This window comes from Clostridium sp. C8 (assembly GCF_001010885.1).
Lineage (GTDB): Bacteria > Bacillota > Clostridia > Clostridiales > Clostridiaceae > Clostridium > Clostridium sartagoforme.
Window position 1 is genome coordinate 1 of the sequence record NZ_LBMX01000072.1, and the last position, 20,138, is coordinate 20,138.

General features: G+C 26.6%; 19 protein-coding genes and 1 riboswitch. All 19 genes read right to left on the minus strand.

Annotated features, from left to right (window positions below):
* Positions 1-70 precede the first annotated feature (70 nt).
* Positions 71-652: an ATP-binding protein gene (locus AAT22_RS10890; protein WP_047001241.1), complete on the minus strand. Its 582-nt coding sequence runs from the start codon at positions 650-652 to the stop codon at positions 71-73.
* Positions 653-881: 229 nt separating this feature from the next.
* The gene (locus AAT22_RS10895; RefSeq protein ID WP_047001242.1) at positions 882-2,462 is read right to left on the minus strand and encodes a glycine betaine ABC transporter substrate-binding protein; all 1,581 of its coding nucleotides are present in this window, start codon (positions 2,460-2,462) and stop codon (positions 882-884) included.
* A complete protein-coding gene (locus AAT22_RS10900) occupies positions 2,462-3,589 on the minus strand; it encodes an ABC transporter ATP-binding protein (protein ID WP_047001243.1) in 1,128 nt (375 codons plus the stop codon). The genes AAT22_RS10895 and AAT22_RS10900 overlap by 1 nt, the downstream gene beginning before the upstream one ends.
* A gap of 152 nt (positions 3,590-3,741) precedes the next feature.
* The gene (locus AAT22_RS10905) at positions 3,742-4,044 is read right to left on the minus strand and encodes a plasmid stabilization protein (RefSeq protein ID WP_084820759.1); all 303 of its coding nucleotides are present in this window, start codon (positions 4,042-4,044) and stop codon (positions 3,742-3,744) included.
* A 243-nt stretch (positions 4,045-4,287) separates the two neighbouring features.
* Positions 4,288-5,193 (minus strand): Gfo/Idh/MocA family oxidoreductase, encoded by a 906-nt coding sequence (locus AAT22_RS10910; RefSeq protein ID WP_047001244.1) that lies wholly within the window; start codon positions 5,191-5,193, stop codon positions 4,288-4,290.
* 249 nt (positions 5,194-5,442) lie between these two features.
* Positions 5,443-6,243, minus strand: coding sequence for a Cof-type HAD-IIB family hydrolase (locus AAT22_RS10915; RefSeq protein WP_047001245.1), 801 nt, complete (start codon positions 6,241-6,243; stop codon positions 5,443-5,445).
* Positions 6,244-6,504: 261 nt separating this feature from the next.
* Positions 6,505-7,392, minus strand: a complete 888-nt coding sequence (locus AAT22_RS18815) for an EAL domain-containing protein (protein WP_242849814.1) — start codon at positions 7,390-7,392, stop codon at positions 6,505-6,507.
* Between the two features lie 62 nt (positions 7,393-7,454).
* Positions 7,455-9,023 (minus strand): ATP-binding protein, encoded by a 1,569-nt coding sequence (locus tag AAT22_RS10925; protein WP_052953948.1) that lies wholly within the window; start codon positions 9,021-9,023, stop codon positions 7,455-7,457.
* 79 nt (positions 9,024-9,102) lie between these two features.
* Positions 9,103-9,279, minus strand: a complete 177-nt coding sequence (locus AAT22_RS19105; protein ID WP_156174316.1) for a Spo0E family sporulation regulatory protein-aspartic acid phosphatase — start codon at positions 9,277-9,279, stop codon at positions 9,103-9,105.
* A 249-nt stretch (positions 9,280-9,528) separates the two neighbouring features.
* The gene (locus tag AAT22_RS10930; protein WP_047001246.1) at positions 9,529-10,779 is read right to left on the minus strand and encodes a hypothetical protein; all 1,251 of its coding nucleotides are present in this window, start codon (positions 10,777-10,779) and stop codon (positions 9,529-9,531) included.
* Entirely contained in the window at positions 10,769-11,512 is a 744-nt protein-coding gene (locus AAT22_RS10935; protein WP_047001247.1) for a LytTR family DNA-binding domain-containing protein, read from the minus strand. The genes AAT22_RS10930 and AAT22_RS10935 overlap by 11 nt, the downstream gene beginning before the upstream one ends.
* A gap of 279 nt (positions 11,513-11,791) precedes the next feature.
* Positions 11,792-12,688, minus strand: a complete 897-nt coding sequence (locus tag AAT22_RS10940) for an EAL domain-containing protein (protein ID WP_047001248.1) — start codon at positions 12,686-12,688, stop codon at positions 11,792-11,794.
* A 97-nt stretch (positions 12,689-12,785) separates the two neighbouring features.
* Positions 12,786-14,042 carry an MFS transporter gene (locus tag AAT22_RS10945; RefSeq protein ID WP_047001249.1) on the minus strand — a complete coding sequence of 419 codons (1,257 nt, stop codon included), beginning with the start codon at positions 14,040-14,042 and terminating at the stop codon, positions 12,786-12,788.
* 301 nt (positions 14,043-14,343) lie between these two features.
* Complete coding sequence (locus AAT22_RS10950; RefSeq protein WP_016205643.1) at positions 14,344-15,513, minus strand: amidohydrolase; 1,170 nt, start codon at positions 15,511-15,513, stop codon at positions 14,344-14,346.
* A 74-nt stretch (positions 15,514-15,587) separates the two neighbouring features.
* Complete coding sequence (locus tag AAT22_RS10955; RefSeq protein ID WP_047001250.1) at positions 15,588-16,418, minus strand: MetQ/NlpA family ABC transporter substrate-binding protein; 831 nt, start codon at positions 16,416-16,418, stop codon at positions 15,588-15,590.
* A gap of 40 nt (positions 16,419-16,458) precedes the next feature.
* On the minus strand, positions 16,459-17,139 hold the full coding sequence (locus AAT22_RS10960) for a methionine ABC transporter permease (protein ID WP_047001251.1): 681 nt from the start codon (positions 17,137-17,139) through the stop codon (positions 16,459-16,461).
* Complete coding sequence (locus AAT22_RS10965) at positions 17,108-18,166, minus strand: methionine ABC transporter ATP-binding protein (RefSeq protein WP_047001252.1); 1,059 nt, start codon at positions 18,164-18,166, stop codon at positions 17,108-17,110. Before AAT22_RS10965 ends, AAT22_RS10960 begins: the two co-directional genes overlap by 32 nt.
* A gap of 173 nt (positions 18,167-18,339) precedes the next feature.
* Positions 18,340-18,481, minus strand: a riboswitch (SAM riboswitch).
* An 81-nt stretch (positions 18,482-18,562) separates the two neighbouring features.
* Entirely contained in the window at positions 18,563-18,724 is a 162-nt protein-coding gene (gene rd, locus AAT22_RS10970) for a rubredoxin (RefSeq protein ID WP_047001253.1), read from the minus strand.
* A gap of 30 nt (positions 18,725-18,754) precedes the next feature.
* Complete coding sequence (locus AAT22_RS10975; protein WP_047001254.1) at positions 18,755-19,972, minus strand: FprA family A-type flavoprotein; 1,218 nt, start codon at positions 19,970-19,972, stop codon at positions 18,755-18,757.
* Positions 19,973-20,138: the final 166 nt, after the last annotated feature.

Here is a 20,138-nt window from a genome sequence, read left to right on the forward strand (position 1 = left end):
ACCATAAGGGGATTATACTATACAGGAGTTTTTTTCATTAGTTTTTCACTTTTCACTCTTAACTTTTCACTTATTTAGCCATATCTAAATTTACGTCCTGAGAAATACCTACCATATCTAGTATTTTTTCAGATCTTTCTTTTGTTGAACCAGTTATTTCTGTATATCTAACATTTTCTGCTTCTAAAAAGCTTAATATAGCCTTGTCCACAGCTTGTGCTACTTCTTCATCCTGCCATCTTACTCCATCTTTTGAATAACCAAATTCTCTTGGAACAAAGAATATATGATCATACTTAGGTAAATCTCTTAATGCTAGTACATAAAGATCCTTAAGTATTTCTATTTCTTTTATTGTTCTTTTTTTATCTCCAAGCATGAATCTTGCATATATGTAAGGTACAAACGTAGCGTAATCTGTTATTGCATAATCAAATTCATTTAAACTTTCTTCTAAGTGAAGTTGTCCTAAATAAATTCCATATTGTTCTGCTATATTTTCTATCATACCTTTATCTCTTAGATAATCTGTGCTATACTCCGTTGCTACTCCCACGCTTAAGTCTCTGATTTTCATTTCTACATAAAGTTGTTGTATTAATGTAGTTTTACCACATCTTGGGCCACCTAAAATGGCAATTCTCTTTGGCATTTCAAACCCTCCAAAAATTTCTATATAAAAGTAAATTCTCTTTTAAAACAGATTTTAATTATATCAATAATCGACATAAATTTCAATGTATATTGAAGGGAATGTTATTAAATACAAAATATTAGGGATAATTCTTGTCAAAAGAACTATCCCCTAATTTTTTCATTCCTTCATTATAAATAACTCATCATTAAGTTATCTCCATAACTTTTTCACTTTTCCCTCTTCACTATTCAACTAGACCTTCTGACTTTAAGAATTCATTTGCAACTACTTTAGCATCTCTTTTATTTACATCTACTTCATAATTTAATTTTCTCATTTTCTCATCTGTTAATTTTCCATCTAATTCTCCTAAAACATCTCTAAGTTCTGGGAATTTTTCTAAAGTTTCTTCCTTGACAATTGGGACTGCGTGGTATGGTGGGAAGAAACTTTTATCATCTTCTAAAACAGTTAATTTAAACTGCTCTATTAATCCATCTGTTGTAAATGCGTCAATTACTTGTGTCTCATTACTATTTAAAGCTGTATATCTTAACCCACCATCTACTGGATTTACTGTTTTGAAGTTCATATTATAGGCTTTATTAAGTCCTAATAAACCATCTTCTCTATTTGCGAACTCTATTGTAGGTCCTGCTATTAATTCTCCAGATACCTTGGCTAAATCTGATACTGTCTTTAAGTTATATTTATCTGCTGTTTCTTTAGATACTGCCATTGCATAGGTATTATTAAATCCCATTGGATTTAATACATCAATACCAAAATCTGCTTTAAATCTATCTTTCATTACATTATATACTTCATCTGTATTTGAATTAGGCTCTGTTATGTTTAATATATTTACATATCCTGTACCTGTATATTCAACATACATATCTATTCCACCTGATTTTAGTGCATTAAAAGCAACTTGAGTTCCACCTAAATTTAGTTTTGTTTGTACATCTGTATCTGTTTTATCTTCAATTAATTGTTGAAGCATATTTCCTAAGATTATTTGCTCTGTAAAGTTTTTAGATCCTATAGTTATTTTATTGCTATTATTTGATATACTTGAAACAATTACTCCACCTACAACTGCTATTGCTAATATAGATGCTATAACTATATTTCTTTTTCTATTCTTATTAGAAGAAGTTCTTCTTACTTTCATAGTTCCATCTGATTTTTTAATTCCATTTGGCATTGTTGCTTCTTCTATTTTTCCTGTTATCCAGTCTATAACTAAAGCTAGTACAGCTGCTGGAATTGCACCAAATAATATAAGGTTATTATCTACTGTTTGAATACCTGAGAACACTAAGTATCCAAGTCCACCTGCCCCTACAAAGGCTGCTATTGTCATAAGACCAACTGCTGTAACTGCTGCCATTCTTATACCTGCCATCATAACTGGCATAGCTAGAGGGATTTTTATAAGCTTAAGGGTTTGACCACTTGTCATACCCAGTCCCTTTGCTGCTTCTAGCATATCTGGATTTATATTTGTAATTCCTGTATAAGTATTTTTTATTATAGGCAGCATAGAGTATAGAACTACCATGGTTATTGCTGGTGCCGATCCTATACCTATAACTGGTATCAAGAAACCTAATATAGCTAAACTTGGTATAGCTTGAGTTAAGTTTGCAAACCCAATTACAGCATTAGCTAATTTTTTATTTTTAGTTATTAAAATACCTAGTGGCACTCCGATTACTACTGCTATTAATACTGCTATAATTGTAAGTTGTATATGTTCTAATAGAAGAGATAGTATTTCTGACTTCTTCGTCATTAATTGTTCCATAAAAGTATTCATTAATTATCTCCTCCCATTTCTATATATTGGCTACTTAAAACTGATATTAAACTACTTCTTGTTACTAATCCTAAAAGTTTCCCTTCATCACTACATACTGGTAAGTATCCCTTCTTTAAATTATTAAATATTTCTAATAATTCTGGTAGATTCTTATCTCCACATACACATTCTGGGTTTTTATTCATTACTTCTTCAACCAATATATTTTTTTCTTCTATTTTTTGTATTGCTTCTAAAGTGATATATCCTAAAAGTTTTCCTTCTTTATTAATTACTAGTAGACTATCTACTTTCTTCTCTCTCATTATTTCTCTTGCTTGAAGTAAATTTCTCTTTGGACTAACTATTACTGGCTTTGATATCATAACATCTTCAGCCTTAATCATTTCAGGCTTGGTCCAGATTTTATTTTTACCAACAAATTCTTCAACATACTCTCCTGCTGGATTTTTTAATATATTCTCCGGAGTATCATATTGAAGTATTTTACCATCTTTTAGTATACATATTTTATCTGCTAAATTTATAGCTTCATCCATATCATGAGTTACGAATACTATTGTCTTCTTATATTCTTTTTGAATATTAAAAAGTTCTTCTTGAAGCTCTGCTCTTGTTATTGGATCTAAAGCACTAAAAGGCTCGTCCATTAATATTATTTCAGCATCTGTTGCAAAGGCTCTTGCAACCCCAATTCTTTGTTGTTGTCCTCCACTTAGTTCTACTGGATATCTATCGCTATATTTTTCTGGCTCTAATCCAACCATATTTAATAAATCTATTGTTTTTTTATCTATTTCTTCTTGGCTTTTTCCCATAAGTTTAGGAATTATTTCTATATTTTCCTTCACTGTCATGTGTGGAAATAAGCCTGTTTGTTGAATTACATATCCTATACTTCTTCTAAGCTCTATAGGATCCATTTGATTTATATTTTTTCCATTAACTAATATTTCTCCTGATGTGGATTCTATTAATCTATTTATCATCTTTAATAAAGTTGTTTTACCACAACCACTTGATCCTATTAGTACAACTAGATTTCCATCTTCTATATTTAAGTTGAAATTTTCTAATATAACGTTATTTTTATAGCTTTTCTTTATATTTTTAAATTCTATCATAAATTACCTCCCCAATCTCTTAACAACTCTATACTAACATTAAGTTGTCAGATTGTCAAATTTTTTACCTAGAAATTTTTACAAAAATTGTATTTTTCTAAGTAAAAAGCTATTACTTCGCACTTATTAATACGAAGTAATAGCTTTTCGCTTTATTTAATTCCTCTTAGTTTTTCTATATCATTACAGTTTCTTGCAGTAACTTCCTCAACAAAATTAAGATCACTTTTAATACTAATTACATCTTCAGCACTTCTAGCTACTTGATCATAGGTTATATCTATTTTATTTTCAATTCTATCTAATTTTTCATTAGCTCTTTGTTGCTCTACCTTTAAGGCATTAATATCTTGATGCATTGTTTGCATACCCTGCTGCATAGTTTTCATTTCATGCTTCATTGCTTGCATATCTTGTTGCATTGATTTTAAGATATCCAATACTTCTTTTTCCACTTTTCATCACTCCTTATGTACCACTTCATAATTAACAATGCACAAGGCACAGTTTATAGTTTCTGATTATAATGGGTGGAAGGGAACAATTAACAAGTAACAGAGAATTTTGCAGAGCAAAATTGATTTAATTTTTCGTTTTGATTCTTAATTTTAAATTTATAACCTGTTACCTGTTCCCTGTTACCTTATCCCTAAAAACTCTGAATTGTGAATTGTGCACTGCGAACTGCAAGAAGTTCACTATTTTAGTTGGCAAAATTCCACAATTTCTTCACATATTTTATGTGTAATTATAGAATCACTAATTGATGGATTGGGAAGTTTATTTTCCTTAACACAATTAATAAAATAGTCTAGTAAATTTTCAAATCCTCTTTTATATAATGTTGTTTCCCATCCACCAAAGGTAGTTTTGGTTTTTCCATCATTGTTAACTTCTATCATATCTACTAAATCTTCAACAACATACTTATTACCTTTAATCATATATTCTATATTTTCTTCTGTAATTTTTGCTGTTCTATTCATTACTCCAACTGCAGTTGTATTTTCTCCTTTAAAAGTAACAACTACACTATTAAGATTATTATTATCTTTTGAGTAATTAATATCTAATGATTTTACTTCTTCATCCATTAAAAATCTTAAAGTATCCACAACATGAATAAAATCTTCCACAATAAATCTTCTAATATCCCCAGGTGGATACTCCCTATTTTTTTGCATTATTATTATGTCTGCTTTTCCCTTATCTTTAAGTGCTTTAATTTGTGGGCAAAATCTTCTATTAAAACCTACCATAGCAATAACATTATTTTCTTTTGATAAAGCTTCTATTTCTTTCGCCTCATTAAAGTTAAAACTAATTGGCTTATCTATATATACATTAACACCCTTTTTTATTAACTTTTTAGCTATTTCGTAGTGTCCATCTGCATGAGTTGAAATTATTGCAGCATCCATCTCTTCTTCTAATAAGTTTTCAATGTTATTATATGCTTTGTCTATCCTATATTTATTAGAAACCTCTTCTAAAACCTCTTTATTCCTAGTAGATATTAAAAGTTCCACGCCTTCCTTTACTGTTAAAATTGGTAGATAAGCTTTTTTAGCTATTGCTCCTAAACCAATTATTGCAATTTTCATAAAATCTCCTCCTCCCTTTTGTTCAGTGCACAGTTGTCAGTTCAGAATTCACAGTCTCAATTAGTTCACAGTTTACAGTTTTTATTTAGTTGTCAGTTATCAGTTCACAATAATTTCGTCCAAAGCTCTCAACTTTCAATTGAAAAACAACTGTGAACTAAAAACCTGACCCCTGTTACCTGTTCCCTGACACCTGTTACCTGTTCCCTAAACCAAACTGTGAACTGGGCCTTGTGCACTGTGAACTGATTAAATAAGTTCTAACTTTTTAAGTCCTTTATAAATCCCTTCATTTTCAACATCTTCTGTAAAATCAAAAGCGTGTGGCTCTAAATCTTTATGATACCCACCCATAGCTATACCATATTTTATAGCTTGAAACATTTCTATATCATTTTCACCATCACCAAAAGCATATGCATAGTCTTTAGAAATATCAAGTCTCTCTAATAAATGTTCTACGCCATACCCTTTTGTGTATTTAGCTATATATATTTCAAAAGTATCACCAAATTGGTTTGCCATAAATGCAAATTCTTTTTCCTTATATTTTTCACGGACTATCTTATAAGAATTTTCATTCTTACCTATAGCTATTATCTTGCTTGTTTTTACATCTTCTTTAGTCCAATTATCTGTAAAACTATCTATATCTAAATTAGCTTTATCTATAAGATATTTAACTTTTTCGTTATTTATATCTAAAACATAATTCTTTTCTTGACCCTCTAAAATATATACTATTTCATTTTCTTCAAGAAAATATAGTAGATCTTTAAGTTTTTCATTATTTATGCACTCATTAAATATCACTTCATTTTCAATTTCTGCATAAGCTCCATTAGACGCTATATATCCATTTAAACCTAAAGCCTCTATCTCTTCAGTAATAGAACTCTTTGGTCTTCCTGTTGCTAAAACAGTTAAATAACCATTTTCTTTTAATTTATTTATAGCTTCCTTTGTAGTTTTAGTTGGAGAATGGATACCTTTTGTCCAATCAATTAGTGTTCCATCTACATCAAAAAAAACTATTCCTTTTTTATTCATTTGTATTCCCCCTTACGACTTTGCCTCTACTCAATTTTATAGCTTTCTATCTGTTATCTAAACCAAGCTGTGAACTAAATATTATTTCATTATAAATATAGTTTATCACAATATATAAAATATTTCTTACGGATTTTATCTTCTAATTATAATAACTGGTTTAAAGAGTAAAAAAGTGAACATATATAATTTTACTTATATATGTTCACTTAAGAGCTAATTAAAGACATTAGATTAATTTTTTAGAATTTGTATTATCTCTTATGATATAGATTCTATATACTGATCTCTATTAGATATTTCTAGCTTCTCAAATTCTCTTATAGTCATTGGTTTACCATATAAATATCCTTGTACAACTTCACAACCTACACTTTTTAGGAATTGTGATTGTTCTAAAAATTCTACTCCTTCAGCAACAACTTCTAAACCTAACTCATTTGCCATATTAATAATATTTTTTATAACTATTTTACCTTTTTCTGATATATCCCTTTTATCTAAAAATAATTTATCCAATTTTATTATATCTATTGGAATATTTTTTAATATATTTAAAGATGAATATCCGGCGCCAAAGTCATCTAAGGATACTTTAATGCCAATCTTCTTTATTTCTTTTATTATAGAAACAATCTTATTTGTTTCCCTAAACATTATTCTCTCTGTTAATTCGATTTCTAAAAATCTAGTATCTATATCATATTTTTTTATTATATTCTTTAAGTCTATTACGAAATTATCATTTTCACTCATAGTTATCTTAGATATATTAATTGATATAGGCACTAAACTAACATTATTTTTTGACCATCTACTAATAATTTTGCAAGCTTCTTCAAACATATACATATCTAACTTTACTATATTTCTATTTTTTTCAAGTATAGGAATAAATACTTCTGGACTAACTATACCATCATTTCTATTATTCCACCTTGCTAAAGCCTCAGCCCCTACTATACTATCACTTTCCGAGTTATATTTTGGCTGAAGATATATTTCAAACTCACCTTTTTCTAAGGCTTTATTTAAACTTTTCTCAATACTATTTTTAGAATTTTTTCTATTTACAAATTTTAATATGTACTTAATAGCTACTACTATTAAAATAAATATAACTACTTCACTTATTATTCTAACCCACATATTACTTTTATCATTCCTTTGTTCATTATCTTTAATTATTTGTATTTTTATTATTTATTTCATCAATTCAACAATGCTTCAATTATACTTTTTTTATTTATTGGTTTTGATATATGCTTATCCATTCCTATATTAAGCGATTCTTCTTTATCTTCTGGGAATGTATTGGCAGTCATTGCTATTATTTTTATATTTCTTGAATCAGGTCTCATACTATTTCTAATTTCTTTAGTTACATTATATCCATCAATAATTGGCATTCTAACATCCATAAATATATAGTTATAATAATTAATATCTGATGCTTTAAACATCTCTATAGCTTCTTTACCATTTGTAGCATACTCTACAATTAAGCCTAGATCCTCTAAAATTTCTATTGCTATCATCCTATTTATTTCATTATCTTCTGCCAATAAAACTTTCTTATTTCTTAAAATATCTAAATCTAATTCATTATTAGCAATTTTTCTTTCTTCATCAAAATGTTTATCAAAATATAAATAAAATCTAAATACACTCCCCTTTCCTAAAGTACTTTCCACAATTAAATTACTCCCCATTAATTGTATTAGTTCCTTACATATATAAAGACCTAATCCTGTACCATCAAAGTTGCTATTATTAAAATTATCTACCTTCAAGAATGGCTCGAATATTTTTTCTATAAACTCTTCACTTATTCCAATTCCATTATCTTCAACTTCAAACATTACTTTTACTTTTTCATCTATATTCTCATTAATCCGCTTTACCTTTAATGTTATCTCTCCTTTCTCTTGAGTAAATTTATTCGCATTTATCAATAAATTTAATATAACTTGCTTAAGCTTTACTTCATCACCTATTATATTTAAGTTATCTATTCCTTCTGTAATTACTTTGTAAGTTTGATTTTTCTCAATTGCTTTATCTTTTATAATTATATTAATGTTTTCTATCATGCTATTTATATTTATTTTTTGTTTAAGGACTTTTATTTGTCCTAATTCTACTTTAGAAACATTTAAAATATCATTTACTAATTCAAGTAAATTTTCAGATATTAATTTAACTTTTTCTAAATTATCTTTAACTTTATTTTTATCATTAATTTCTTTTTGAGCTTTTGATATTAGTCCTATTATTCCGCTTATAGGTGTCCTAGCTTCATGCCCCATGCTAGCTAAAATCATTCTTTTATTGATATTATCATTCTTTAATTTTATATATTTTCTATTTAATCTTATGATTATTACAAATAACACAATTACTATAATAATCATTGTAATTACTAAGAATATAATAAATATCAATATTTTGTTAAAATCAGAAACAATCATTTCTTCACTTAATGCTATTTCATTTTCTTGGTTTAATTTATCAAAGAAATTTTCCTTGGAATCTATTATATATATTAATATTTGTTGTGAATCACTATTATCATAATCTAATTCTAGTTTTTCATCTTTGAACTGCATAGATATCGATTTTACCGGAATATTTTCAATAAACTTATATGTATCTTCTATTAGTAAGCTTTTTATATGTTTAATAAATATTACTGTCCCTACTAATAATATTAAAGTAATAAATATTGCTGCTTTTATTATATTGTTATTATAAAAATTTTTTTTAATTTTATTGTTCATAATGCTATCCTTTAATTAAACATTTTAGTAATATATCTAATCATTAAGTTTTTAACATTATAAAAATTAATTTATCATATCACTTATCTTTTTTATCTAAGCCCCTAATCTCATATATGCTTTTATATTTTTCATAATTAGATATTTGTTTTTCAAGTATTATCTCATCCATAAGCCTGCTTAGTTTTATTACCTCTTCGCTATTTCTCTCATTTATATACTTTTTTTCTAGATCACGTCTTAACTTTTCCTCCATTGAATACTCCTACCTTTTTTATTATTCTAAATACTAGCATTATATTTTATTAATAAGAGTTGTACCTAAATATATAAGGTAAACTAATTTTTAAAATATCATAAACTTTGTAAGAATTTCCTTATTATACAACCCATTTAAAATAATATTATAAATATAATATTATTTTTGTTTTTTTGCATAAAAAGGTACTTTTTTGATGTGAAATGTATAAAAAATAGACAAGAAATCTCTATTTCTTATCTATTTTTAAAGTAAGCATTTAAGCTCTAGTATATAGTTTTCTTTTTTAACTTCTATTATTGCATTTAAGTTTTTTGCTTTTTGTATTATTTGTTTTATTATATTATATTCTAGTTCATCGTTTTCATTAGTAAAAGAATTTAATCTTATATATAAAGAAATTTTTTCTCCTTTACTTTTTATTTTACAAATTATTTTTCTCTCATAATACTCATCTTCTATTAAACTTATACAACTATATAAAACTTTTATAAGAAATTCTGTAAAATCTAATATTTCCATATCATCTTTTTTTATATTTGCTTTAACTAATAAGTCTATAGATTTTATATTACATATCTCATTAAAATTATATAAAACAGAGTCTAAAACTAAATTATTTGTATAATTTATAATATTAATCTTCTTTAAATTATCTTCTATTTCATTAATATATTCTTTTGCTCTTTCAAATTCATTTCTATTTATTAATATATTTATTGCTATCAAATGATTTTTAGTATCATGCTTAAATTCCTTATACTTTTTATAACTTTCTTCATATTTTTCATAATGTTTTATTTGCATATAATATTGGCTTTCTAGTATTATATTTTTTTCTTCTAATGTTATAATTTTATATGCTTCTTTTAATTTAATTATTATAATATATATCATTAATATTAAGCTAATTATTATATAAGTTAACTTTATGTAATTTAATACATGTTTATATACATAAATTCTTGTTAGTACTAATAAAATCATTATTATACTTAATAATATACATATTTGCATATTATTATCTTTATGAAATAAAATCTTTTTGACAAAAAACTTTTTTTTATTTATTATAGGTCTAGTTATTATATGTACTAATAAAAATATTAACATTATAAAAATAAGACTTTTTTTATCATTTATATATGTATTATAATTTTCAATAGAATATATATTACTAATAATCATGAAGATAATTAAATCTATAATTGAAATTATTAAAGATAGAAATGTACTAAATAAATATAAAATGCTTTTATTATCATATAAAATCAATAGCTCTATTAGCATAATTATATATCCACCTATTAATAACTCAATATTACATGGATTGAATAATTTAAAAATACTTATACTAAAGGTAAATAACATAATATATGTACATAAATCTTTTTTATTAATATTATATTTACTAAATAAATTAATATAATAACTTCCTACAAATCCACTTATTAATATATTTATACTTACGTGAAAAATTATACTTTCAAGATTCATCCATTCCTCCGTATTCTTTATCTTCAAATATATAGTCTAAATATGCTTTTTTTACAGCTTTACTTCTTAATCTGCTTAATAAAACCTCTTTACCACAAACTAATTTTACTGTAGAAGTGTTAATGTCTTTTATCTTAGTTATATTTACTAAATAGGATCTATGTGTTAGTATGAAATTTTTATTTTTTAGCCTTTTTTCTATATCCTCCATCTTTCCATTGAAATCTATGCTTTCATCTACCGTATGAATGGTGATTGTCCTATTTCTTACTTCTATAAATTCTATTTCCTTTATATGTATAGTCCTTATTGAGTTTCCTAAATTAATTAAAAGATAATCTTTATAATTTTTATTAATCTTATTTATGGCTCTCATAAATATTTCTTTAAGCTTTTTATCTTCTTGCCCCTTTATTAAATATGCACTTGCTTCAACATCATACCCATCTAACATATAATCACTTGAGCTAGTTATAAATATTATTTGTATTCTGCTATCAAAACTTCTAATTCTTTTTGCAGTCTCTATACCATTAATATCATTCATTAATATATCTAAAAATAATATATCATAAATACATATATCTCTTTTTAAATATTCTAATAATTCTTTTCCTGAACTATAGCAATCTATTTCTACATCCAGACTTTCCTTTTTACATAATAACTTCAACTTATTTTTTATGGTTTCTTGGAAAATATATTGATCGTCACATACTGCAATCCTCACCATATAACCAATCTCCTTTTAATATATTCAATCTTATTACTAAGTAAAAATAAAAAATTCTCATTTTTTTCATATAATTGCTATAAGTTCCTTAATATTATATATCTTATGTAAACAGTATGTCCATTGTATTTTATAATATCTTAAACTATATTAAATTTTCATTAATTACTTTTTATATAATTGATCAATTCATCTATAATAAATCTTTATTTACCAAATACAACTAGGCTGCTAAACTATTCTTTAGCAGCCTATCTTATCCTATAGGAAATTATTTTATTAATACTTTAATACTTTTTTCTCGAATTCTTTTAATTCAATCGGTTTACAATACAGATACCCTTGTACAGTTTTGCATCCTATGCCTTTTAGAAATTCAGCTTGCTCAATGTGCTCTACACCTTCTGTAATAACCTCTAATCCTAATTCATTTGCCATATTAATAACATTAGTTAGAACTATCTTCCCTTTTGTTGAGATGTTTTTTTTATCTAAGAATAATTTATCTAATTTTACTATATCTATTGGAAGACTTTTTAATATATTTAAGGCTGAATAACCAGCACCAAAGTCATCTAATGCTACCTTTATACCTAATGCTTTTATTTCTTTAAGGACCTCTATTATTTCTTCAGATTTCTCTATCATTGTTCTTTCTGTTATTTCTATTTCTATTGAGTTTTTATCCACACAATAGTAATCCATTAGTTCCTTTATATTTTCTATAAAGTTATCCTCTTCTTTTAAGGTTTCACTAGAAATATTTATTGATATGGGAATAATCTTGTTATAAGCATTTTTCCACCTTTGAAGTATCTTACATACCTCTTCAAACATATATTTATCTAATTTTGCTATAAAATTATTTTCCTCCAGTATAGGAATAAATTTATCTGGAGCAACCTTGCCAACTTTTTTATTATTCCATCTTACTAATGCTTCTGCTCCAATTAATAAATTATTTTCCAAATTATATTTTCCTTGAAGATATACTTCAAACTCCTTATTCTCTATAGCTTTATTTATATATTTCTCTATTTTTAATTCTTTTTTAAAATTAGAATTACACTTGCATCTATATAGATATTTAATAATAAATTTAGAATATATATATGCACCTAATATTAATAGAAATATATAAAAAGACCTTTCTGTTAGCCATAATAAGTTAATCATATAACCGTCTCTCCATCTTTAGTTTAATATCCCTAATATTATATTCAGTTAACTTTAATATGGCTACTATATTTATTTTTCCTTCATTATTGTTAATTTAAATATAACTTTTTATATTTTTATCTTGTTTCTTATTAATAACATTATTTTTTATTGCACCATAAGCTAGCACTAATATAGCTATTAATACTATAGATAAGTATGTTAATCCAAATACATGTATTCCAAATCTTTCATATAGTCTTCCTGTAGATAAATTTAATAAGCTAGGCAATATTGTAGATGAAAATGAACTTAATAATATAAATGCTATAAAATGCTGGTCTACTGGTACCATTTGTCCAATTAATTTATTTTGAACTTGTAAGACTATTGCTGTAACGATTCCATGTAGTGTTGTTACAATTAAAATCAATATATATGAAGTTGTATATGCCATCGCTCCCCATCTAATAACTAAAAATCCTAGTGCTATTGCCAGTGCTACATCATTTTTCTTTAATACTTTAATTTTATCAAAGGTTAATAATAATAAAACTTCAAATATAACCATTATAAATGGTATTAAAGCTATTACTGATTTTGATACCTTTAAATCAATCATCATCATTTGAAGTCCATATCCTGAAGCTGCATTTTGTGTTCCTGTAATTATTGATATTATTATTAAAGCTTTTATATAATCTGTATTTTTTATTAATTCTTTTAATGAGCTAACGAGATTTTTTTCTCTCTCCTTAATTATTTTATGATTTTCTAAAGCTTCATCTGGTATTTCTTGAATATTATTTAACATAATAACACTTAAAGTCACCAAAAGTATTCCAGCAAATATAGCTAAATACACATCTCCTATTCCTATTGCTATTGGAGCTACTATTCCAGCTAGTCCATATCCTATAGTAGATCTTACTCTTATATTTCCATATGATCCTTTATTAATCTTTGATATATTCAATAAATATTTATCATTTAAAGTCCCGTTCGGTTGAAGTAAAATTGATCTTAACAAATTTATTATAAAGAATAGAATAAAATTGTTTATTATTATAAGTAATCCTATAGTTACTATATTAGATATATGCACAATTCTACTAAAGCCTATTACCTTTTTATACTTATCTAATATACTGCCCCAAATAAAAAATATAGGTAATATTATTAATGGAGTAGTTCCTACAATTAAACTTATTTCTCTTACGCTAAACCCCTTGATAGAACTTAAAAACAATACAAAAACACTTCCAATTATATTTACTCCTAAAGAAGAAACTAATAGATAATTCGAAAACTTCTTAGTAGATATATTTACTATTTTAACTCCCCCCTTAGCATTACTTAACACTTTACTCATTTACAACAAATATCATTATAGGTTTATTATTTATTAATCACAATGTAATATAATTTAATTTTATATACTATATTTCTATATCACCCCTGGGGTCCAAAAAATTGGAAATTAACTCTAACATTCCTCACAAAAATGATGGAGCTGTCTCATAGACAGCCCCATTATTTTTGCAATAACTCCCTTAAGAGCTAATTTTTTAAAATTATTATTGTAAATTCATATAGTTCTAAAATAATATTTTTATCTTTTTTAGTTTTACCATATAGTATTTTGCCGATTACTATTGAAATTAAAGATTTAATTATAGTAATTTATTTAATATATAGTCTACTTCTATATTTGTAATTATTAACAAGCCCTCTTCGTCTATATCAAACAAATCATTATGATGTGCTACTGAAGTATTTGCATTTTTCAAATTTTTAGTACCTACATGAATATATGACCCTGGTACTTCTATTAAGAATTCTGCAAAATCGTCAGCTCCTAACCTCTTTGGCGAATTAGTTATTACATTTTCTTTTCCAACTATATCACTAGCAATAACCGCCACTTCTTCACTGACTTTTTCATCATTTATAAGAGGTGAAGCATAGTCTCTAAATTCTACTATAACTTCTGCTCCATATATTTCTCCAATAGACTTTGCTATTTTCTCTACTGATTTATTAGTTTTTTCTCTTGATTCAAAAGTAAAACTTCTTGTTGTTCCTTCTAAAACAATTTCTTCTGCTACTGTATTGTAAGTAGTTCCCCCTCTAATCAAACCAACTCCTACTACTACTGTATCAACTGGATCAGTTTGTCTACTTACTATTGACTGTAGATTTACTACTATTTGGCTTGCAATATATAAGGCATCAGTTGATAAATGTGGTGCAGATACGTGACCGCCTTTTCCTTTAACAGTTATTTTAAAATAATCACATGAAGCAGAAATTGGACCACTTGTTACTGATACTTTGCCTACCTCTAAATGGGATGCCACATGTGCTCCAAGTATTTCTTCTACACCATCTAAGTATCCTTCCTTTATAAATACCTTAGCTCCTTGTCCAACTTCTTCAGCTTGTTGAAAAATTAATCTTACTTCTCCATTTAACTCTTTTTCTTTTTCTTTTAAAATTTTTGCTGTTCCAAGAAGACTAGCTGTATGCCCATCATGACCACAAGCATGATTATATCCATTGCTTTGTGATTTATATTCTACATCTTTTGAATCTGGAACTTTAAGAGCATCTATATCTGCCCTTATTGCTAAAATTCTATTTGATTCATTTTTACCTTTTATTATTCCTAAAACACCAGTTGCCCCAACTCTCTTATGTGGAATATTCAACTTATCTAATTCTTCTTCTATTTTTTTTGCTGTATTATATTCTTTTAAGCTTTCTTCTGGATGTTTATGAAAATACCTTCTTAAAGAGGTAATATAATCTTTTTCCTTTATTACATAATCTTTTATATTCATTAAAAAGCCCCCTTATATTTAGTACTATCTATTAAAGCCCTATAAGATAGATACTTATTTAATAATATTACTTATTATTTCCAAGTTGGTATATAAGCCCCCTTATACACCTCTTCTATAACCTTTGCTACATCTTCTGACCTATAGGCATCTACAACCTTCTTATAAAGTTCATTGTCTTTATCCTCAGTTCTTGAAACTATTATATTTATATAAGGATTATCGGTACCTTCTTTAACTTGTTCTAAATAAATAGAATCATTTTTAGGATTAAATCCTGCATCAACTGCATGTCCACCGTTTATTAATGCTGCAGCTACATCGGCTAATAATCTTGGAGTTTGTGCAGCTTCAACTTCTACAAATTTAATATTTTTAGGATTTTGCGTTATATCACTTAAAGTTGGAGTATATCCTGCTGCTTCATTTACTTTAATAACTCCTGCTGATTCTAAAACCTTTAATGCTCTTCCCCCATTAGTTGCATCACTTGGTATTGCAATGGAATCACCATCTTTTAATTCATCTAAAGATTTTATTTTATTAGAATATACCCCAAGTGGAGCTATTATCGTTTCTCCAATAACTGATAAATCTAAATTTCTATCTTTAATATCTTGATTTAAATATGCATAATGTTGGAAGGAATTTAAATCTATTTCTTTATCTGCTAAAGCTTGATTTGGCTGACTATAATCAGAAAAGGTGACAAGCTCTAAAGTTATTCCTTCTTCTTGAAGATTCTTTATTACAGGCTCCCATTGGTCTGTATTTTCACCAACTACTCCTACCTTAACTACTTTATTCTTTCCCTCTGTATTCTCTGTCTTTGCCCCTTGACATCCTGCCAATGATAAAAGTAATGTTCCTGATATTATAATATTCAATAATTTTCTTGATTTCATATTTTAACGCCCCTTTTAATTTATTTCTTATTGCTTAATTTTAATGTGTTGTTTTTTTTATTATTATATTTCCTGCCCCTTGAATTATATTTACTAAAATAAGTAGTATTATAACAGTTACAAAAGTTATATCTACTTGATATCTTTGATACCCATATCTAATTGCTAAATCTCCAAGACCACCTCCTCCAACTGAACCAGCCATAGCTGTTAATCCAACTAAACTTACAAAAGTTATTGTTGTGGCCCTTACGATGTTTGGTACACCTTCTTTTAAATATACTCTAAAAATTATTTCAAATGGTGATGATCCCATTGCTTCAGCAGCTTCTATTATCCCCTTATCAGTTTCAGATAAAGCACTTTCTATTTGCCTTGCAAAAAATGGTATTGTTCCTAAAACTAATGGTACAAAGGAACCTTTTGTTCCTATAGCTGTTCCTACTATGGCCCTAGTTAATGGTATAACAGCTGCTAACAATATAATAAATGGTATTGATCTAGTTATATTTATTATTTTTTCTAAAACAAAATATACTGGCTTATTTTCTAGTATATTTCCTTCTCGCGTTACTACTAATATGACTCCTAAAATAATTCCTATAACAAATGATATAAGGCCTGCTACTAAAATCATAATTAATGTTTCTCCTGTAGCCTTGAATATATCTGGTATCTTTGTTATCACATTAGGCAGTAATTTTTGCACTAAGCCTTCCATCTTTAATCACCTCAACTTCTACATTATTTTCTTGTAAATAACTTATAACATTATTAATCTTGGCTTCTTCACCTCTTATTATTACAACAAGTCCCCCCAGCGGAGATTCTTGAATTATTTCTATATTCCCAAATATTATATTGGTATCTACATTAAATTCTCTGGATACTATTGAAATTATTGGCTCTGTTGTACTATTTTCTAGATATTTTAATTTTAAAATCTTTTCATTTTCTTTAATATCTACAACTGAAGATTTATTTTCTATCAAATCATATATATTGCTTAGTGAAGATGTACTATCTATAAAGTTTTTTGTAACTTTTTCTTTAGGCTCTGAGAATATTTTAAATATACTTCCTTCCTCAACTACCTTACCATTTTCCATAACTGCTGCCCTTGTACATATTTCTTTAACAACTTGCATTTCATGAGTTATTATTACTATTGTTATTCCAAACTTTTTATTTACTTCTTTTAAAAGTTTTAATATAGACTTTGTGGTTTGTGGATCTAAGGCACTAGTTGCTTCATCACAAAGCAAAACCTTTGGATCATTTGCTAAAGCTCTTGCAATTCCAACCCTTTGTTTTTGTCCTCCACTTAATTGAGATGGATAAGAATCTGCCTTATCTTCAAGTTCAACAAGTTTTAATAAATCTTTAACTTTATTTTTTATCTCTTCTTTTGAGTAGTCACTTCCTTTAAGTGGATAAGCTATATTTTCAAATACTGTTCTAGATTTCATTAAATTGAAATGCTGAAATATCATTCCTATCTTTTTTCTTTCTTCTCTAAGTTCCTTATTTGATAAAGTACTTAAATCTTTCCCATCTATAACTACTTGTCCATTAGTTGGTTTTTCTAAAAAGTTTATACATCTAACTAATGTTGATTTTCCTGCTCCACTAAATCCTATAATTCCATAAATTTCACCTTTATTAATATTTAGTGTTACATCCTTAACTGCTTCTATTTTATTAGCTTTTGATTCATAGGTTTTGTGTAAATTTTTTAATATAATCATATTTTCCCTCCTTTTGCCCCAAAAAAGTGGACACATATAATTTTGTTTTGTTTCTTAGCTTCAAGTAATCACATTACTCAAATTTTAAACTATTTATAATTTCCTAAGGAATAAAAAAAACTGCTTTCCTAAAAATAAGAAAGCAGTGTATTAACACATATATATTTTTCTCATTCTTATCTTTCAGATGCAATTACATCTGCAGGATTTAGCACCTTAAACTATAAAAGCTTATAATTATAACTAATATAATTATAATATAATTCAGGTTGCCAGACTTCATAGGGCCAGTCCCTCCGTCTTTCTTGATAAAAACTTATTTAATTTTTGTTCTTGTTTCGTATTATATCCCTATATATTTTTCATGTCAATAGTTTTATTTCTTTTTTTAGATAATTAATCTACTTCCGAGAATTCATCTTTACCTACTCCACAAAGAGGACAAAGCCAATCTTCTGGCACATCTGCAAATGCAGTTCCTGGTTCTACCCCATTATCTGGATCCCCTACCTCTGGATCATATATATACCCACATACATCACATATAAAACTTTTCATAATAATTCCTCCATATTTAATATATTAAATTTATAATATTGAACTTATATAATCTGCTGCTCTTTCTACATCTTTTTCTGATTCTTCATTAAGGGAGAATCTAACTCTTACAGGGAATTTAGTATCAATCATACCTGTTGATTTTATTATTGAAGATGTGTTTAAAACATTAGCATTAGTTTCATTTAAATAATCTTGAATTATTTCTATTGGTTCCCCACTCCATCCAAAGGAGCCAAATGCACAAGCTACCTTACCTTCTAAGTTTATATCCTTTAATTTCTTTAATACATTTTCAATTGAACCTATTAAATCGCCATATTTTGTTGATGTACCAAATAATATTGCATCTGAACTTTTAATAGCTTCTAATATTTCTTCTTCAGAAGTCTTATCTGGATTTAATACTAATACTTCAATATCTTCTGCTTCAAATTCTTTTTTAAATTTGTCTGCAATTCCCTTTGTTGAATTTCTCATTGTTGTATAAACTATTGTGGCTTTTTTACCTTTTTTAGTTTCTTTACTCTTTTCATCATATATAGAAATATACTTTTCAATATTTTCATCTAGTATATATCCATGAGAAGGCGCTATTATATCTATATCAAGCTCTTTAACTGCTGAAATCATTGGTCTTACATACTTTTTATGTGGTGACATTATTAAATCGTAATATACAGTAAAAGCTTCTGTTATATCTGTATTTGCCTTGCTTGAAAGATATTCCTTAGCTTTTAAATGTGTACTAAATATATCACAAGGGAATAATACCTTATCTTCCTTACAGTAAGTTATCATAGTTTCTTCTGTGTGAAGATATGGAGTCATTTTAAATAATAAAGTTTTTCCTCCAATATCAAGGGTATCTCCATCACCTACAACTAAAAATCTTTTTTCTTCAATTTTATATAATTCTTTTAAGTGATAAACAGCTTTTTCACTACAAACTACAGTTGCATTAACAGCTTGTCTTGCAAGTCCTCCCAAAGCACCTGAATGATCTGGTTCTGTATGATTTATAACTATATATTCTATATCCTTTAAATCAATAATTGATTTTAAATTTTCTACATATTCTCTTGTATATATTAAATCTACTGTATCTATTACTGTTGGTTTTTCTGTTTTTAATAAATAACTGTTATAAGTTGTACCATCTAATACTAATCTATGAAATGGAACATCTCTATCATCTATAATTCCAACTCCATAAATATCATTTTTAATTTTGAATTCTTTTCCCATTTCTATTCCTCCTAAATTTATAGTGTTTTATAAATTATATATGTCTGTTTTTCATATCAATCTTTACACTATTTCTATCTTTACTAGCTTTTAAGTAAATTCTATATTTTTATTATAAGAATTCACCTTAGAACTTTATGTGATTAGAATCAAAATTTATATTATT

What these genes read in the sequence shown, in the direction of transcription:
- AAT22_RS10940 (WP_047001248.1), bottom strand. Translation starts at nt 12,688, where the DNA reads ATGATTAACTTATTATGGCTAACAGAAAGGTCTTTTTATATATTTCTA.
- AAT22_RS10915 (WP_047001245.1), bottom strand. Translation starts at nt 6,243, where the DNA reads ATGAATAAAAAAGGAATAGTTTTTTTTGATGTAGATGGAACACTAATT.
- AAT22_RS10925 (WP_052953948.1), bottom strand. Translation starts at nt 9,023, where the DNA reads ATGAACAATAAAATTAAAAAAAATTTTTATAATAACAATATAATAAAA.
- AAT22_RS10910 (WP_047001244.1), bottom strand. Translation starts at nt 5,193, where the DNA reads ATGAAAATTGCAATAATTGGTTTAGGAGCAATAGCTAAAAAAGCTTAT.
- AAT22_RS10955 (WP_047001250.1), bottom strand. Translation starts at nt 16,418, where the DNA reads ATGAAATCAAGAAAATTATTGAATATTATAATATCAGGAACATTACTT.
- AAT22_RS10965 (WP_047001252.1), bottom strand. Translation starts at nt 18,166, where the DNA reads ATGATTATATTAAAAAATTTACACAAAACCTATGAATCAAAAGCTAAT.
- rd (WP_047001253.1), bottom strand. Translation starts at nt 18,724, where the DNA reads ATGAAAAGTTTTATATGTGATGTATGTGGGTATATATATGATCCAGAG.
- AAT22_RS19105 (WP_156174316.1), bottom strand. Translation starts at nt 9,279, where the DNA reads ATGGAGGAAAAGTTAAGACGTGATCTAGAAAAAAAGTATATAAATGAG.
- AAT22_RS10945 (WP_047001249.1), bottom strand. Translation starts at nt 14,042, where the DNA reads ATGAGTAAAGTGTTAAGTAATGCTAAGGGGGGAGTTAAAATAGTAAAT.
- AAT22_RS10975 (WP_047001254.1), bottom strand. Translation starts at nt 19,972, where the DNA reads ATGGGAAAAGAATTCAAAATTAAAAATGATATTTATGGAGTTGGAATT.
- AAT22_RS10935 (WP_047001247.1), bottom strand. Translation starts at nt 11,512, where the DNA reads ATGGTGAGGATTGCAGTATGTGACGATCAATATATTTTCCAAGAAACC.
- AAT22_RS10900 (WP_047001243.1), bottom strand. Translation starts at nt 3,589, where the DNA reads ATGATAGAATTTAAAAATATAAAGAAAAGCTATAAAAATAACGTTATA.
- AAT22_RS10895 (WP_047001242.1), bottom strand. Translation starts at nt 2,462, where the DNA reads ATGAATACTTTTATGGAACAATTAATGACGAAGAAGTCAGAAATACTA.
- AAT22_RS18815 (WP_242849814.1), bottom strand. Translation starts at nt 7,392, where the DNA reads ATGTGGGTTAGAATAATAAGTGAAGTAGTTATATTTATTTTAATAGTA.
- AAT22_RS10930 (WP_047001246.1), bottom strand. Translation starts at nt 10,779, where the DNA reads ATGAATCTTGAAAGTATAATTTTTCACGTAAGTATAAATATATTAATA.
- AAT22_RS10890 (WP_047001241.1), bottom strand. Translation starts at nt 652, where the DNA reads ATGCCAAAGAGAATTGCCATTTTAGGTGGCCCAAGATGTGGTAAAACT.
- AAT22_RS10950 (WP_016205643.1), bottom strand. Translation starts at nt 15,513, where the DNA reads ATGAATATAAAAGATTATGTAATAAAGGAAAAAGATTATATTACCTCT.
- AAT22_RS10960 (WP_047001251.1), bottom strand. Translation starts at nt 17,139, where the DNA reads ATGGAAGGCTTAGTGCAAAAATTACTGCCTAATGTGATAACAAAGATA.